This is a genomic window from Citrobacter sp. Igbk 17, from assembly GCF_028069775.1.
Classification (GTDB): Bacteria; Pseudomonadota; Gammaproteobacteria; order Enterobacterales; family Enterobacteriaceae; genus Citrobacter.
On record NZ_JANEWI010000038.1, the window covers coordinates 1 to 14019 of the forward strand.

Sequence of the window (14019 nt, forward strand, 5' to 3'; positions counted from 1 at the left end):
ATATAGTATATAATTGTTAGTAGACACGGTTTAGAATTTACTCGTTTGAATTGTAGTCAAGTTTTCGATTAGCAAACTTTGAGAGTATGATCGTCAATTAAAATGATAATGCTCTTAACACCCAGGAGTACATAATGTCTAAGCAACAAATCGGCGTCGTTGGTATGGCTGTGATGGGGCGCAACCTGGCGCTCAACATCGAAAGCCGCGGTTACACCGTGTCCGTTTTCAACCGCTCACGTGAAAAAACGGAAGAGGTTATCGCCGAGAATCCGGGGAAAAAACTGGTTCCTTACTATGCGGTAAAAGAGTTTGTTGAATCCCTTGAAACACCTCGTCGTATCCTGTTAATGGTGAAAGCGGGTGCTGGCACTGATGCAGCTATCGACTCCCTGAAACCTTATCTGGATAAAGGTGACATCATCATTGATGGCGGTAATACGTTCTTCCAGGACACTATCCGTCGTAACCGTGAGCTCTCCGCTGAAGGTTTTAACTTTATCGGAACTGGCGTATCTGGTGGTGAAGAAGGTGCGCTGAAAGGCCCATCCATCATGCCAGGTGGTCAGAAAGAAGCTTACGAACTGGTCGCGCCAATCCTGACCAAAATCGCAGCGGTTGCGGAAGATGGTGAGCCGTGTGTGACGTATATTGGTGCCGACGGTGCAGGCCACTACGTGAAGATGGTGCACAACGGCATTGAATACGGTGACATGCAGCTGATTGCCGAAGCCTATTCATTGTTGAAAGGTGGTCTGAACCTGAGCAACGAAGAACTGGCCAGCACCTTTACCGAGTGGAATAACGGCGAGCTGAGCAGCTATCTGATCGACATCACCAAAGATATCTTCACCAAAAAAGATGAAGATGGTAAATATTTGGTGGATTTCATTCTGGATGAAGCGGCGAACAAAGGTACCGGTAAATGGACCAGCCAAAGCTCTCTGGATCTTGGTGAACCGCTGTCTCTGATCACTGAATCTGTATTTGCACGTTACATCTCTTCGCTGAAAGATCAGCGTGTCGCTGCCTCTAAAGTCCTGTCTGGACCTAAAGCTCAGCTTGCGGGTGATAAGGCAGAATTTATTGAGAAAGTACGTCGTGCACTGTACCTCGGTAAGATCGTTTCTTATGCTCAGGGTTTCTCACAGCTGCGTGCCGCATCCGACGAGCATAACTGGGATCTGAATTACGGCGAGATTGCAAAAATCTTCCGTGCGGGCTGTATTATTCGCGCGCAGTTCCTGCAGAAAATCACCGATGCCTACGCTAAAAATCCGGGTATCGCGAACCTGCTGCTCGACCCGTACTTCAAGAACATTGCCGATGAATACCAACAGGCACTGCGTGATGTCGTAGCGTATGCCGTGCAGAATGGTATCCCGGTTCCGACATTCTCTGCTGCTGTCGCTTATTACGACAGCTATCGTGCAGAAGTATTGCCCGCTAACCTGATTCAGGCCCAGCGTGACTACTTCGGCGCGCATACTTACAAACGTACTGATAAAGAAGGTGTTTTCCATACTGAATGGATGGAATAAGTCTTCTGATAGTCACTGGCCCGGTTCTCTAACCGGGCTTTATTTATCTTAAATCTGATTGATTTACGTTGATTGCTTAATCTTTGCTTAATATTTCTGGCGTACCCTGATAAAGAAAATCTGAATTGTTTTAACCTTCGTTGACACAATATTCAACAAAACGTTAAAACATTATTCTCTTATCAGGATGTACGACATCATGATTAAATATTAAGTTAATACTGAGAGCATGAAATGAAAATTACCATTTCTGGTACCGGATATGTTGGCCTGTCAAATGGTCTTCTTATCGCCCAACATCATCAGGTCATTGCTCTGGACATTGTCCCTTCACGTGTCGAGATGCTAAATAATCGGATATCTCCGATAGTCGATAAAGAAATTGAACAGTATCTACAATCAAGCGATATAAATTTCAAAGCCACGCTGGACAAGTACGACGCCTACCAGAATGCAGATTTTGTTATTATTGCAACGCCTACAGATTACGACCCGAAAACAAACTATTTTGATACCTCCAGCGTTGAATCAGTTATCAGGGATGTGATTGCAATAAATCCTGATGCGCTCATGGTGATTAAATCAACAGTGCCTGTTGGTTTTACTCAGACTATGCGACAGAAGTTTAACTCGGATAATATTATCTTTTCTCCTGAGTTCCTGCGCGAAGGAAAGGCACTGTATGACAACTTATACCCATCACGAATTGTTATCGGTGAACGGTCTGCTCGTGCTGAGCGTTTTGCTGCCTTGTTACAGGAAGGGGCAATAAAGCAGGATATCTCAGTGCTGTTCACTGATTCTACTGAAGCTGAAGCCATTAAGCTTTTTGCAAATACCTATCTGGCAATGCGTGTAGCCTATTTTAACGAACTTGATAGCTATGCAGAAAGCCTGGGGCTTAATGCACGACAGATCATCGAAGGGGTCTGTCTGGACCCGCGCATTGGTAACCATTACAACAACCCTTCATTCGGTTATGGTGGATACTGTCTGCCAAAAGACACGAAGCAATTACTCGCCAACTATCAATCTGTGCCTAATAATATTATTTCAGCCATCGTTGATGCTAACCGTACACGAAAAGATTTTATTGCTGATGCTATTCTTTCGCGTAAACCCAAAGTTGTCGGTATCTATCGCCTGATTATGAAAAGCGGCTCGGATAATTTTAGAGCCTCGTCTATTCAGGGCATCATGAAACGCATTAAAGCGAAAGGTATCCCGGTCATAATTTATGAGCCGGTAATGGCAGAAGAGAGTTTTTTCCATTCACGGGTTGAACGTGATTTGGCTAAATTCAAAAGTGAGGCCGATGTTATTATCTCAAATCGGATGGCTGAAGAACTGTTGGATGTCGCTGATAAAGTGTATACCCGCGATTTATTCGGTAACGATTAAAGGTCCTGCAAAATAAATATACCGGCATGATGCCGGTATCAGTCTATTATTGATGGCGTTTGCGTAAATTCTCAATCACCGTCGTTAGATCGAGATCCTGGTCTTGCAGCAGAACCAGCAGGTGATACATCAGGTCCGATGCCTCATTGGTCAACTCGAAACGGTCATGCACGGTCGCGGCCAGTGCTGTCTCAACACCTTCCTCTCCAACTTTCTGGGCAATTCGCTTCGTACCGCTGGCGTACAATTTTGCGGTATAGGAGCTGGCGGGATCTGCCGTTTTGCGCTCAGCCAGGAGTTGCTCCAGTTGATACAGGAACAACCATTGGTGGCTGGAATCACCAAAACAGCTGCTAGTGCCTTTGTGACAGGTTGGCCCAATCGGGTTAACCAGCGCCAGCAGGGTGTCGTTGTCGCAATCAGCGGAAATGCTGACGACATTAAGAAAATTGCCAGAGGTTTCACCTTTGGTCCACAGGCGCTGTTTAGTACGCGAGAAAAAGGTTACTTTCCCGCTTTCGATCGTTTTATCCAGCGCTTCCGGGTTCATATACCCGAGCATCAACACTTCACCGGAAACCGCATGTTGTACGACGACCGGCATCATTCCATCGGTTTTTTCCCAGTCCAGCTCGCGGCATTGTTGCTTCGTTAACATATCCTGATCTCCACGCCCTGTGTTGCCAGGTACGCTTTTAATTCGCCAATATTGATAATTTGCTTATGGAAAACGGAGGCGGCAAGCGCGCCATCGACATCCGCATCCCTGAAGGCTTCGAGAAAGTGCTCCATCGTTCCGGCACCGCCTGAGGCGATCAGCGGTACGTGGCAAACTTCGCGCACTTTTTTCAATTGCTCAAGATCGTAGCCGTTACGCACGCCGTCCTGGTTCATCATATTAAGAACGATTTCACCGGCGCCCAGTTTTTGCACCTCTGTTACCCAGTCGATCGTTTCCCACTGTGTAACGCGCGTACGGTTTTCATCTCCGGTGTACTGATTGACGTGATACTTCCCGGTTTGTGCATCATGCCAGGTGTCGATACCCACTACGATGCATTGCACGCCAAAGCGATCCGCAAGGCGGGTGATCAACGTTGGGTCAGCCAGAGCAGGGGAGTTGATAGAAATTTTATCTGCGCCGAAAGACAGTATCTTTGCGGCATCCTCGGGTGATTTAATTCCACCGGCGACACAGAACGGAATGTCGATCACTTCTGCCACGCGTGATACCCAGCTTTTGTCCACCACGCGACCATCGCTCGATGCGGTGATATCGTAAAAAACCAGCTCATCTGCGCCTTCATCGGCATAGCGTTTTGCCAGCGGAACGATATCGCCAATAATCTCGTGATTGCGGAACTGAACACCTTTGACAACCTGCCCGTCACGAACATCAAGGCAAGGGATTATGCGTTTTGCCAGCATTGGATGGCCTCCTCAACGGTGAATTTACCTTCCAGCAAAGCACGTCCCACAATGACGCCGCCAACGCCGGTTCCGCGCAGGGCGGCGACATCTTCAATCCCACCAATCCCGCCGGATGACTGAAATGCCACCTGGGGGTATTTCGCACACACTTCTTCGTACAGTGCAACGTTTGAGCCAGCCAGCGTGCCGTCACGGGAGATATCGGTGCACAGCACGTGCTTCAGACCGACGGGTAAATAGGCCTCAACCAGTTCTTCCAGTGAAACGCCGGAGTCTTCCTGCCAGCCGCTGACCGCAACCTGTTTATTCCCGAGCTCGTCAATCCGCACATCCAGCGCCAGCACCAGCGCGTCAGCGCCAAAACGCGTGAACCAGGTTTTAACACGTTCGGGCGATTTTACCGCCGTCGAGCCGATAACCACACGTGCAACGCCCGCATCCAGCAGCGCGGCGACGTCTTCTGCAGTACGTACGCCGCCCCCTACCTGCACCGGTACGTTTACGCCAGCCACCAGTGTTTTAATCAGCGGTATTTGCCGTTTCTGCGGATCTTTTGCACCGGTCAGGTCCACCAGGTGCAGCACCTTTGCGCCTTGTGCGGCATAGCTTTGTAAACGGGGCAGGGGATCGTTACCGTAATCACGCTGCGTTGCGTAATCGCCCTGATGAAGACGCACAACCGTGCCGTCGATTAAATCTAATGCCGGAATTATCATTACATCTCCAGAAAGTTTTTCAGCAACTTCGCGCCAGCGGCACCTGAACGCTCCGGGTGGAACTGCACGCCAAAGAAATTATCCTTTTGTACCGCTGCGGTGAAGGGCTCACCGTAGTTGCATTGCGCGATGGTCCATGGGTTCACCGGCATCGCGTAGCTGTGTACAAAATAGAAATACGCCCCATCCTCAATGCCCTGGAAAAGGCGGTTTCCGGCCTGTGGATAGACACGGTTCCAGCCCATATGTGGCAACGGCAGACCAAAATCGGTCATTTTGGGTACGTCTTGATCAATAATCCCCAGCAGGGAGACTCCGTTGCTTTCTTCACTGCGCCGACCAAGCAGCTGCATACCTAAGCAAATCCCCAGTACAGGTTGTGTGCAGGCTTTAATCAGTTCAATCAGCTCACGCTCGTGTAGCTGATCCATTGCCGCCTGTGCGGTACCAACACCAGGCAGAAACAGTTTATCGGCACGCAGCACAACATCCGCATCGCGGCTAACCACCGGATCATAGCCGTGGCGTGCGACGGCAGATTTCACCGAGTTCAGGTTGGCGCAGCCGGTGTCGAGGATCACCACGTTCATCACAGCACCCCTTTTGAAGAAGGAAGCGTGTTGCCTTCTACGCGAATAGCCTGGCGCAGCGTGCGGCCAAAGGCTTTGAACAGACTTTCCACGCGGTGGTGGTCATTTTTACCTTTGGTTTTAAGGTGTAACGTGACCCCCATGGTGTAAGAGAGCGAACGGAAGAAGTGTTCGATCATCTCCGTACTCAGATCGCCGACGCGCTGATAGGTAAACTCAGCCCGGTACTCCAGGTGTGGACGCCCGGAGATATCCAGGGCGCAGCGTGCGAGGCACTCGTCCATCGGCAGCACAAAACCAAAACGGTTGATGCCTCGTTTATCGCCCAACGCCAGTTTTAAGGCTTCGCCCAGAGCCAGCCCGGTATCCTCAACGGTGTGGTGATCGTCAATATACAGATCGCCTTTGACGGCTATCTCCATGCGAAAACCACCGTGGGTCGAGATTTGATCCAGCATGTGGTCAAAGAAGCCGACCCCGGTATTAATTTTGCTGCGGCCTTCGCGGTCCAGCCAGACTTTAACGTCAATCTGCGTTTCTTTTGTATTACGTTCAACGTGGGCGTAGCGATCCCGTTTGGTTAGCTGCTCACCGATCATTGCCCAGTTCAGCGTGTCGCGGTGATAGCGTAACCCGGTGATGCCCATGTTTTCCGCCAGTTGAATGTCGGTTGCGCGATCGCCGATCACGTAGCTGTTCTCGGTATCCAGCACCTGTTCAATCAGGTATTGCTCGACCAGCTTCACTTTGGGTTTACGACAATCACACGCGTCTGCCGGCAGGTGCGGGCAGATCAGTACTTCATCAAATATAACGCCCTGTGAAGTGAAAATTTGCATCATCAGGTTGTGCGGACCGTCAAAATCCGCCTGCGGGAAGCTCTGTGTTCCCAGTCCATCCTGGTTGGTGATCATCACCAGCTTAAAACCTGCTTTTTGCAGTTTTAGCAAGACCGGGACCACCTCCGGCTCAAAGGCAAGCTTGTCGAAGCGATCAACCTGAAAGTCACTGGGCGGCTCGGAAATCAGGGTTCCATCACGGTCAATAAAAAGATACTTCTGGCTCATACTTGCTCCGCACGTAAGGCGTCAATGACGCGCTGGCTCTCTTCACGGGTTCCGACAGTAATACGCAGGCAGCCGCTCAATGAAGGTTGTTTGTTCTGGTCTCGTAAGATAATGCCCTGATCCCACAAAGATTTAAATACGCTGCTTGATGCGGTGAAGCGCGCCAGAACATAATTGGTTTCAGAGTCGAAAACTTGTTCGACACAGCGGAGGGTTTTCAGGTTATCAACCAGGTACTGACGCTCTTGCAGAATCTGCGCCACGCGCTCGCGCATAGCGGAAATGCCTTGCGGCGTTAGCGCCTGAGCGGCGATATCTGCCACCGGTGTAGAGAGCGGGTAAGGCGCGATCACTTTCAACAACAGGTTGATAACGTCTTCATTAGCTAGCGTAAATCCGCAGCGCAAACCGGCAAGGGCAAACGCCTTAGACAGGGTGCGCAGTACCACCAGGTTTGGGTATTCCGATAGCCAGCCTGCCAGTGTGGCCTGCGGGCAAAACTCGATATACGCTTCATCGGCAACCACGATAGCTTTACCCTGCGTCATGTCGAGCAGTGAACGCAGATCCTGCGGGTTAATTAACTGGCCCGTCGGGTTATTGGGACTGCAAACGTAAACCACTTTCACGCCATCAAGCTTGTCAGCGATACCCTGTAAATCCAGTTGCCAGTCGGCAAGAGTCGGGACGGTGCGACATTCAACGCCAATGGTTTCAGCACTGACGCTATACATGCCATAGGTCGGCGGGCAGTAGAGAATCGCATCTTTACCCGGTTCGCAAAAAGCACGGACCAGCAACTCGATACCTTCATCAGCACCACGGCTGACCAATACCTGCTCTGGCTTAACGCCCGCATACTGCGCGTAGTTCTCGATCACTGCCTTCGGCTGACACTCCGGATAACGGTTCAGTGTTTGCTGAGTCAGTTGGAACTCAACGGCGGTGGGGAACTCATTGGCATTGAGCCAGACGTCGCCATTTCCGCCCAGACGGCGGGCAGACTGATACGGTGTTAGATCACGGACATTTTTACGGGCTAAATCAGTAACGCTGAGAATGTTGTCAGTGCTCATGCTTGCTCCTTCAGGGCGTTAACGCGCAGGGTAACGGCATTTTTGTGGGCTGTCAGTCGTTCAGCGGCGGCCAGCGTTTCGATGGTTGCGGCCAGGGCAGAGAAACCTTGCGGCGATAATTCCTGTACGGTCATCCGCTTCTGGAAATCGGCCAGTCCCAGACTTGAGCAGGTTGCGGTATAGCCGTAGGTAGGTAGCACGTGGTTAGTCCCAGAGGCATAGTCACCGGCAGACTCCGGTGACCAGTCACCGAGAAAGACAGAGCCCGCACTGGTGATGTCATCGACCAGTTCGCGAGCATTGCGGGTCTGAATGATCAGGTGCTCCGGGCCGTACGCATTAGAAATCACTACGCATTGCGCGAGAGAACGGGTGACAATCAGACGACTGGCACTTAACGCCTGCCGCGCGGTTTCAGCGCGTGGCAGCGCGGCAAGCTGGCGTTCGACTGCTTCAGCAACCTGGCTGGCCATACCGGCATCCGGCGTTAGCAGGATCACTTGAGAATCGGGGCCGTGCTCGGCCTGAGAGAGTAAGTCAGAGGCAACGAAATCCGGCGTGGCGCCGCTGTCGGCAATCACCAGCACTTCAGACGGGCCTGCTGGCATGTCGATGGCAGCACCGTCCAGACGCTGACTAACCTGACGCTTGGCTTCGGTCACAAAGGCATTACCGGGACCGAAAATTTTGTCCACTTTCGGCACGGATTCGCTGCCAAATGCCAGCGCGGCAATCGCTTGTGCGCCCCCAACGTTAAACACGTCCTGTACGCCGCAGAGCTGCGCGGCATACAGAATTTCATCGGCGATAGGTGGCGGAGAGCACAACACCACTTTTTTACAGCCGGCAATGCGGGCCGGGGTGGCGAGCATTAACACTGTTGAGAAGAGTGGCGCGGAGCCCCCGGGAATGTACAGTCCAACAGAATTTACCGGGCGGGTAACCTGCTGGCAGCGTACACCGGGCTGCGTTTCAATATCGACGACCGGCAGTTGTTGCGCGTTATGAAACGTCTCAATGTTTTTCACGGCGACAGCCATGGCCTGTTTAAGGTCATTGCCAAGACGTGCGCCGGCGGCGGCGATCTCTTCGGCACTGACTTTCAGCGCATTCACGTTAGTTTTATCAAACTTTGCGCTGTATTCACGTAGTGCTGCGTCACCGCGCGACTTTACGTTATACAGAATTTCGCTCACGGTACGGGTGATGCTATCTGACGCCGAGATTGCCGGGCGCATCAGTAATTCACTTTGCTGCTCTTCAGTACAGCTATTCCAGTCGATGATGGTATTAAAGCTCATAATCGTCTTCCTTTTTTTGCCGGATGGCACGTTGTTTATCCGGCCTACGGGTCTTGTAGGCCCGGCAAGCGAAGCGCCACCGGGCAGCATAAGTGGAATTACTCCATCATCTTCTCAATAGGCAGCACCAGGATGGAACTGGCACCAAGCGCTTTCAGTTTTTCCATCGTTTCCCAGAACAGGGTTTCGCTGCTAACCATGTGCATTGCCACGCGCTGCTGATCGCCGGCCAGTGGCAAAATCGTTGGGCGTTCAGCGCCTGGCAGCAAGGCGATAACGTCGTCCAGACGTTCACTTGGCGCGTGCATCATGATGTATTTAGATTCGCGAGCCTGAATAACCCCCTGAATACGGGTCAGCAGCTTATCAATTAGTTGTTGTTTAGCTGCCGGCATTTCTCCGTCACGCTGAATCAGGCAGGCTTTGGAACGGTAAATGACTTCCACTTCACGCAGGCCGTTGGCTTCAAGCGTTGCACCGGTGGAGACCAGATCGCAGATTGCATCTGCAAGTCCCGCACGGGGAGCAACTTCGACAGACCCATTTAACAAACAAGATTTGAACGAAACCCCTTTCTGGTCGAGATAGCGTTTGAGCAGGTGCGGATAAGAGGTGGCGATACGTTTGCCGTTCAGTGCAGACGGACCGTCCCAGGCTTCGTCAACCGGGGTCGCCAGCGAAAGACGACAGCCGCCGAAGTCCAGACGACGTAACGTAAAGTAACGAGGATCTTCACCCTGTGCCCGGCGATTGAGCAGTTCTTCTTCCAGCACGTTTTCACCGATGATGCCGAGATCAACGACGCCATCCATGACCAGACCCGGGATATCGTCATCGCGTACGCGGAGAATATCGATAGGCATATTCTCTGCCATCGCAATCAGGCGCTGGGTGTGAAGATTAATTTTAATGCCACAGCGGGCCAGCAATTCGCGTGAGTCATCGCTTAAACGGCCTGATTTCTGCATAGCTATGCGTAAGCGGGTGTTGTCTAACATTCTTTATTCCTCGTTATCCTGTCTGAATCGGTTTGGGTCACGCACAAAAAAAAGCCCCCGGAAGAAATCTTCCGGGGGCTTTCTCATACGCTCATGCACCGCTGGAAGATTTAAATGTCTCCCAGCACACATCGCCTGAAAGACTAGTCAGGATGATGGTGATGATGGTGATTAAATTGAGCGCGTGTCATAAATTTTCTCGATGAATGCTTATTCATTTGATGTCTTTTAACCTAAACCACTTTAGCCACGGAAAGCAAGGGCTTTTTTTGATCATTAATTCATTTCATATTGATACTATGAATTGTCAGCCACCGTGGGCTGGCGTAGCCTTGGGTTATAGGCCAAAAGTCAGGAGAAAAGGCATGAAAAAGGTCGCAATTGTCGGATTAGGTTGGTTAGGCATGCCGTTAGCCATGTCTCTGGCAGCCAGGGGCTGGCAGGTTACCGGCAGCAAAACCACATTGGATGGGGTGGAAGCGGCCCGAATGAGCGGTATTGAAAGCTACTCGCTGCGCCTGGAGCCTGAATTGGTCTGTGAACCTGACGATCTCGATGCGCTAATGGATGCGGATGCGCTGGTCATCACCCTACCTGCACGCCGTAGTGGCCCGGGTGAGACGTTTTATTTGCAGGCAATGCAGGAACTGGTCGACAGTGCGCTGGCGTATCGCATTCCACGGATTATTTTTACCAGCTCCACCTCGGTTTATGGTGATGTGCAGGGGACGGTGAAAGAGGGCACACCACGTAATCCGGTCACGGCAAGTGGTCGTGTCCTGAAAGAACTCGAAGACTGGCTGCACAATCTGCCGGGAACGTCGGTGGATATTCTGCGCCTGGCAGGCCTGGTGGGACCGGGCAGACATCCCGGTCGCTTTTTTGCGGGTAAAACTGCACCTGATGGGCAGCATGGCGTCAATCTGGTGCATCTGGATGACGTGGTTTCTGCTATCACGTTGCTGCTACAAGCGCCTAAAGGGGGACACATCTATAATATATGTGCGCCTATGCATCCGGCGCGCAATGTGTTCTACCCTCAGATGGCTCGTCTGTTGGGGATGGAGCCACCGGATTTCCGGGACGGAGTGGATAACGGTAAAGGTAAAGTCATTGATGGCAACCGAATTTGTAATGAGCTTGGGTTTGAGTACCAGTATCCCGATCCGCTGGTGATGCCGATGGAGTGACAGATCAGCAGAGTGTCGCTGTATACCGCCAGGGGGCGAGTATGAAACCACTGCTGGATGTTTTGATCATTCTTGATGCGTTAGAGAAAGAGGGGAGTTTCGCGGCGGCGTCCGCAAAATTGTTTAAGACGCCGTCAGCGCTGAGTTATACCGTCCACAAACTGGAAAGCGATCTCAATATTCAGTTGTTGGATCGCAGTGGACACCGGGCCAAATTTACCCGAACCGGACAGATGCTGCTGGAAAAGGGACGCGAGGTACTACATACCGTGCGCGAACTTGAAAAGCAGGCTATCAAACTGCATGAAGGCTGGGAGAATGAACTGGTTATCGGCGTAGACGATACCTTTCCCTTTTCGCTTCTTGCCCCGCTCATCGAATCTTTCTATCAACACCACAGCGTAACGCGTCTTAAATTTATCAATGTTGTACTGGGCGGCTCCTGGGATGCCCTGATTCAGGGCCGGGCCGATATCATTGTGGGTGCCATGCGTGATCCACCAACAGCGAGTGACTTTGGTTTTGCGCGCCTGGGTGTGCTTGAACAGGCTTTTGTTGTTGCCCCTCATCATCCATTGGCGCAGGAGCCGGAACCGTTGAGTCGCCGGACGATCAAACGTTTTCGCGCCATTGTGGTCGGCGATAATGCGCATCCCGCGAACGTATCGGCTTCTCAGCTTCTCGACGATCAGGAAGCCATCACCGTTTTTGACTTCAAAACCAAACTGGAACTGCAGATAAGTGGTCTGGGATGTGGTTATATTCCGCGCTATCTGGCACAACGATTTCTGGACAGCGGGGCACTGATTGAGAAGAAAGTTGTCGCGCAAATTCTGTTTGAACCCGTGTGGATTGGCTGGAACGAGCAGACCGCGGGATTAGCCAGTGCATGGTGGCGGGATGAAATTTTAGCAAATAGTGCTATCGCGGGGGTCTATGTAAAAACGGTTGTCGATAAATCAATCGGTTAGGAAAAAATATTTTTTGACAAGGCTCTCATTCTCTTGTCATTTCGCCCTAATTTAGTGCACAATGCGCCGCTTGCAAAAAATGAGATTAACCGACGTTTTAATACGCGTCGGTTATTTTTTTGCATCAAACCAATCATTCATAAAAGAGGCCGGGCTTCGTACCGGATAGATACTTACTTAAAAATCGACAGTTGTTGTCGCTGAGGATTAACAAAAAATGGGGCAATTTTTTGCTTACGCGACGGTTTCCGCCGTAATGGAGGATAACCATGTCGCATAACGCTACTCCAAACACCTCTCGCGTGGAATTACGTAAAACGCTTACGCTGGTTCCGGTTGTCATGATGGGCCTTGCCTATATGCAGCCGATGACGCTGTTCGATACATTCGGTATCGTATCAGGAATGACCGATGGTCACGTCCCGACAGCTTACGCCTTTGCACTGATCGCCATCCTTTTTACCGCACTGAGCTACGGTAAACTGGTGCGTCGCTATCCGTCTGCAGGCTCTGCCTACACTTACGCCCAGAAATCCATTAGCCCGACCGTTGGCTTTATGGTGGGTTGGTCATCACTGCTGGACTACCTGTTCGCACCGATGATCAACATTCTGTTGGCGAAAATCTATTTTGAAGCCCTGGTGCCGTCGATACCGTCATGGATGTTCGTGGTAGCACTGGTGGCCTTTATGACAGCTTTTAACCTGCGCAGCCTCAAATCTGTCGCGAACTTCAACACCGTGATCGTGCTGTTGCAGGTTGTGTTGATTGCGGTGATCCTCGGCATGGTCGTTTATGGCGTGTTCGAAGGGGAAGGTGCGGGTACGCTGGTGAGCAGCCGTCCGTTCTGGTCAGGTGACGCGCACGTGATTCCAATGATCACGGGTGCTACTATCCTGTGCTTCTCGTTCACCGGTTTCGACGGTATCAGCAACCTCTCTGAAGAGACCAAGGATGCTGAGCGTGTGATCCCGCGCGCAATTTTCCTGACCGCACTGATTGGTGGCCTGATCTTTATTGTTTCTACCTATCTGTTGCAGCTGTACTTCCCGGATATCTCTCGCTTCAAGGATCCGGATGCTTCACAGCCTGAAATCATGCTGTACGTAGCCGGTAAGTTCTTCCAGGTCGGCGCGCTGATTTTCTCCACCATTACCGTATTGGCATCCGGGATGGCGGCGCATGCAGGCGTAGCGCGTCTGATGTACGTGATGGGGCGCGATGGTGTATTCCCGAAAAGTTTCTTCGGTTATGTGCACCCGAAATGGCGTACTCCGTCCATGAACATCATCCTGGTTGGCGCGATTGCCCTGCTGGCAATCAACTTCGACCTGGTAATGGCGACGGCGCTGATTAACTTTGGTGCGCTGGTGGCGTTTACCTTCGTTAACCTGTCGGTAATCTCCCAGTTCTGGATCCGTGAGAAGCGTAACAAGACGCTGAAAGACCACTTCCAGTATCTGTTCCTGCCAATGTGCGGTGCGCTGACCGTGGGTGCGCTGTGGGTGAACCTGGAAGAGAGCTCTATGGTTCTGGGACTGATCTGGGCTGGTATTGGCCTGATCTACCTGGCTTGTGTGACCAAGAGTTTCCGCAACCCGGTACCGCAGTACGATGAAGATATCGCGTAATCACCTAATCTGATATCGAAAAAACCGGAGACATGTTCTCCGGTTTTTTTATTCCTGTGCTTTATTTCCAGCCAGTATTAATAACCGTTAGTTCTAAATTAGAGAA

General features: G+C 51.2%; 14 protein-coding genes, 1 pseudogene and 1 other annotated feature. Of the genes and pseudogenes, 6 read left to right on the forward strand and 9 right to left on the reverse strand.

The genetic code is table 11. The features are described from left to right. The first annotated feature begins 134 nt into the window (after positions 1-134). Positions 135-1541 carry an NADP-dependent phosphogluconate dehydrogenase gene (gndA, locus tag NNO08_RS18915; RefSeq protein WP_271457320.1) on the forward strand — a complete coding sequence of 469 codons (1407 nt, stop codon included), beginning with the start codon at positions 135-137 and terminating at the stop codon, positions 1539-1541. A gap of 234 nt (positions 1542-1775) precedes the next feature. Next, on the forward strand, positions 1776-2942 hold the full coding sequence (gene ugd / locus NNO08_RS18920; RefSeq protein ID WP_271457321.1) for a UDP-glucose 6-dehydrogenase: 1167 nt from the start codon (positions 1776-1778) through the stop codon (positions 2940-2942). A gap of 46 nt (positions 2943-2988) precedes the next feature. Here ugd and hisIE read toward each other — a convergent pair whose 3' ends face one another. From hisIE to hisL, 9 genes are all read right to left on the reverse strand, one after another. Beyond that, positions 2989-3600, reverse strand: coding sequence for a bifunctional phosphoribosyl-AMP cyclohydrolase/phosphoribosyl-ATP diphosphatase HisIE (gene hisIE, locus NNO08_RS18925; protein ID WP_271455549.1), 612 nt, complete (start codon positions 3598-3600; stop codon positions 2989-2991). Beyond that, entirely contained in the window at positions 3594-4370 is a 777-nt protein-coding gene (gene hisF / locus NNO08_RS18930) for an imidazole glycerol phosphate synthase subunit HisF (RefSeq protein WP_040231909.1), read from the reverse strand. Before hisF ends, hisIE begins: the two co-directional genes overlap by 7 nt. Further along, complete coding sequence (gene hisA, locus NNO08_RS18935; RefSeq protein WP_271457322.1) at positions 4352-5089, reverse strand: 1-(5-phosphoribosyl)-5-[(5-phosphoribosylamino)methylideneamino]imidazole-4-carboxamide isomerase; 738 nt, start codon at positions 5087-5089, stop codon at positions 4352-4354. The genes hisF and hisA overlap by 19 nt, the downstream gene beginning before the upstream one ends. Further along, positions 5089-5679 (reverse strand): imidazole glycerol phosphate synthase subunit HisH, encoded by a 591-nt coding sequence (gene hisH / locus NNO08_RS18940; RefSeq protein ID WP_005128083.1) that lies wholly within the window; start codon positions 5677-5679, stop codon positions 5089-5091. The genes hisA and hisH overlap by 1 nt, the downstream gene beginning before the upstream one ends. After that, positions 5679-6746 (reverse strand): bifunctional histidinol-phosphatase/imidazoleglycerol-phosphate dehydratase HisB, encoded by a 1068-nt coding sequence (hisB, locus tag NNO08_RS18945; RefSeq protein WP_271457323.1) that lies wholly within the window; start codon positions 6744-6746, stop codon positions 5679-5681. The genes hisH and hisB overlap by 1 nt, the downstream gene beginning before the upstream one ends. Further along, positions 6743-7822, reverse strand: a complete 1080-nt coding sequence (gene hisC / locus NNO08_RS18950; protein ID WP_271457324.1) for a histidinol-phosphate transaminase — start codon at positions 7820-7822, stop codon at positions 6743-6745. The genes hisB and hisC overlap by 4 nt, the downstream gene beginning before the upstream one ends. Beyond that, entirely contained in the window at positions 7819-9123 is a 1305-nt protein-coding gene (gene hisD / locus NNO08_RS18955; protein ID WP_271457325.1) for a histidinol dehydrogenase, read from the reverse strand. The genes hisC and hisD overlap by 4 nt, the downstream gene beginning before the upstream one ends. 98 nt (positions 9124-9221) lie before the next feature. Beyond that, positions 9222-10121 carry an ATP phosphoribosyltransferase gene (hisG, locus tag NNO08_RS18960; protein ID WP_202038942.1) on the reverse strand — a complete coding sequence of 300 codons (900 nt, stop codon included), beginning with the start codon at positions 10119-10121 and terminating at the stop codon, positions 9222-9224. 45 nt (positions 10122-10166) lie between these two features. Further along, positions 10167-10289, reverse strand: a sequence feature (His leader region). Beyond that, on the reverse strand, positions 10265-10312 hold the full coding sequence (gene hisL, locus NNO08_RS18965; RefSeq protein ID WP_101741515.1) for a his operon leader peptide: 48 nt from the start codon (positions 10310-10312) through the stop codon (positions 10265-10267). Its footprint overlaps the feature before it by 25 nt. A gap of 174 nt (positions 10313-10486) precedes the next feature. Here hisL and NNO08_RS18970 point away from each other — a divergent pair, with 174 nt between their 5' ends. From NNO08_RS18970 to plaP, 4 genes and pseudogenes are all read left to right on the forward strand, one after another. Continuing rightward, positions 10487-11311, forward strand: a complete 825-nt coding sequence (locus tag NNO08_RS18970) for an SDR family oxidoreductase (RefSeq protein ID WP_040231914.1) — start codon at positions 10487-10489, stop codon at positions 11309-11311. Between the two features lie 41 nt (positions 11312-11352). Continuing rightward, positions 11353-12337 (forward strand): annotated as a pseudogene (locus NNO08_RS18975) (LysR substrate-binding domain-containing protein). Between the two features lie 162 nt (positions 12338-12499). Next, the gene (gene yoeI, locus NNO08_RS23235; protein WP_101741514.1) at positions 12500-12562 is read left to right on the forward strand and encodes a membrane protein YoeI; all 63 of its coding nucleotides are present in this window, start codon (positions 12500-12502) and stop codon (positions 12560-12562) included. Beyond that, positions 12552-13913: a putrescine/proton symporter PlaP gene (gene plaP, locus NNO08_RS18980; protein WP_048218046.1), complete on the forward strand. Its 1362-nt coding sequence runs from the start codon at positions 12552-12554 to the stop codon at positions 13911-13913. Before yoeI ends, plaP begins: the two co-directional genes overlap by 11 nt. Positions 13914-14019 lie beyond the last annotated feature (106 nt).

What these genes read in the sequence shown, in the direction of transcription:
- gndA (WP_271457320.1), top strand. Translation starts at nt 135, where the DNA reads ATGTCTAAGCAACAAATCGGCGTCGTTGGTATGGCTGTGATGGGGCGC.
- ugd (WP_271457321.1), top strand. Translation starts at nt 1,776, where the DNA reads ATGAAAATTACCATTTCTGGTACCGGATATGTTGGCCTGTCAAATGGT.
- hisIE (WP_271455549.1), bottom strand. Translation starts at nt 3,600, where the DNA reads ATGTTAACGAAGCAACAATGCCGCGAGCTGGACTGGGAAAAAACCGAT.
- hisF (WP_040231909.1), bottom strand. Translation starts at nt 4,370, where the DNA reads ATGCTGGCAAAACGCATAATCCCTTGCCTTGATGTTCGTGACGGGCAG.
- hisA (WP_271457322.1), bottom strand. Translation starts at nt 5,089, where the DNA reads ATGATAATTCCGGCATTAGATTTAATCGACGGCACGGTTGTGCGTCTT.
- hisH (WP_005128083.1), bottom strand. Translation starts at nt 5,679, where the DNA reads ATGAACGTGGTGATCCTCGACACCGGCTGCGCCAACCTGAACTCGGTG.
- hisB (WP_271457323.1), bottom strand. Translation starts at nt 6,746, where the DNA reads ATGAGCCAGAAGTATCTTTTTATTGACCGTGATGGAACCCTGATTTCC.
- hisC (WP_271457324.1), bottom strand. Translation starts at nt 7,822, where the DNA reads ATGAGCACTGACAACATTCTCAGCGTTACTGATTTAGCCCGTAAAAAT.
- hisD (WP_271457325.1), bottom strand. Translation starts at nt 9,123, where the DNA reads ATGAGCTTTAATACCATCATCGACTGGAATAGCTGTACTGAAGAGCAG.
- hisG (WP_202038942.1), bottom strand. Translation starts at nt 10,121, where the DNA reads ATGTTAGACAACACCCGCTTACGCATAGCTATGCAGAAATCAGGCCGT.
- NNO08_RS18970 (WP_040231914.1), top strand. Translation starts at nt 10,487, where the DNA reads ATGAAAAAGGTCGCAATTGTCGGATTAGGTTGGTTAGGCATGCCGTTA.
- plaP (WP_048218046.1), top strand. Translation starts at nt 12,552, where the DNA reads ATGTCGCATAACGCTACTCCAAACACCTCTCGCGTGGAATTACGTAAA.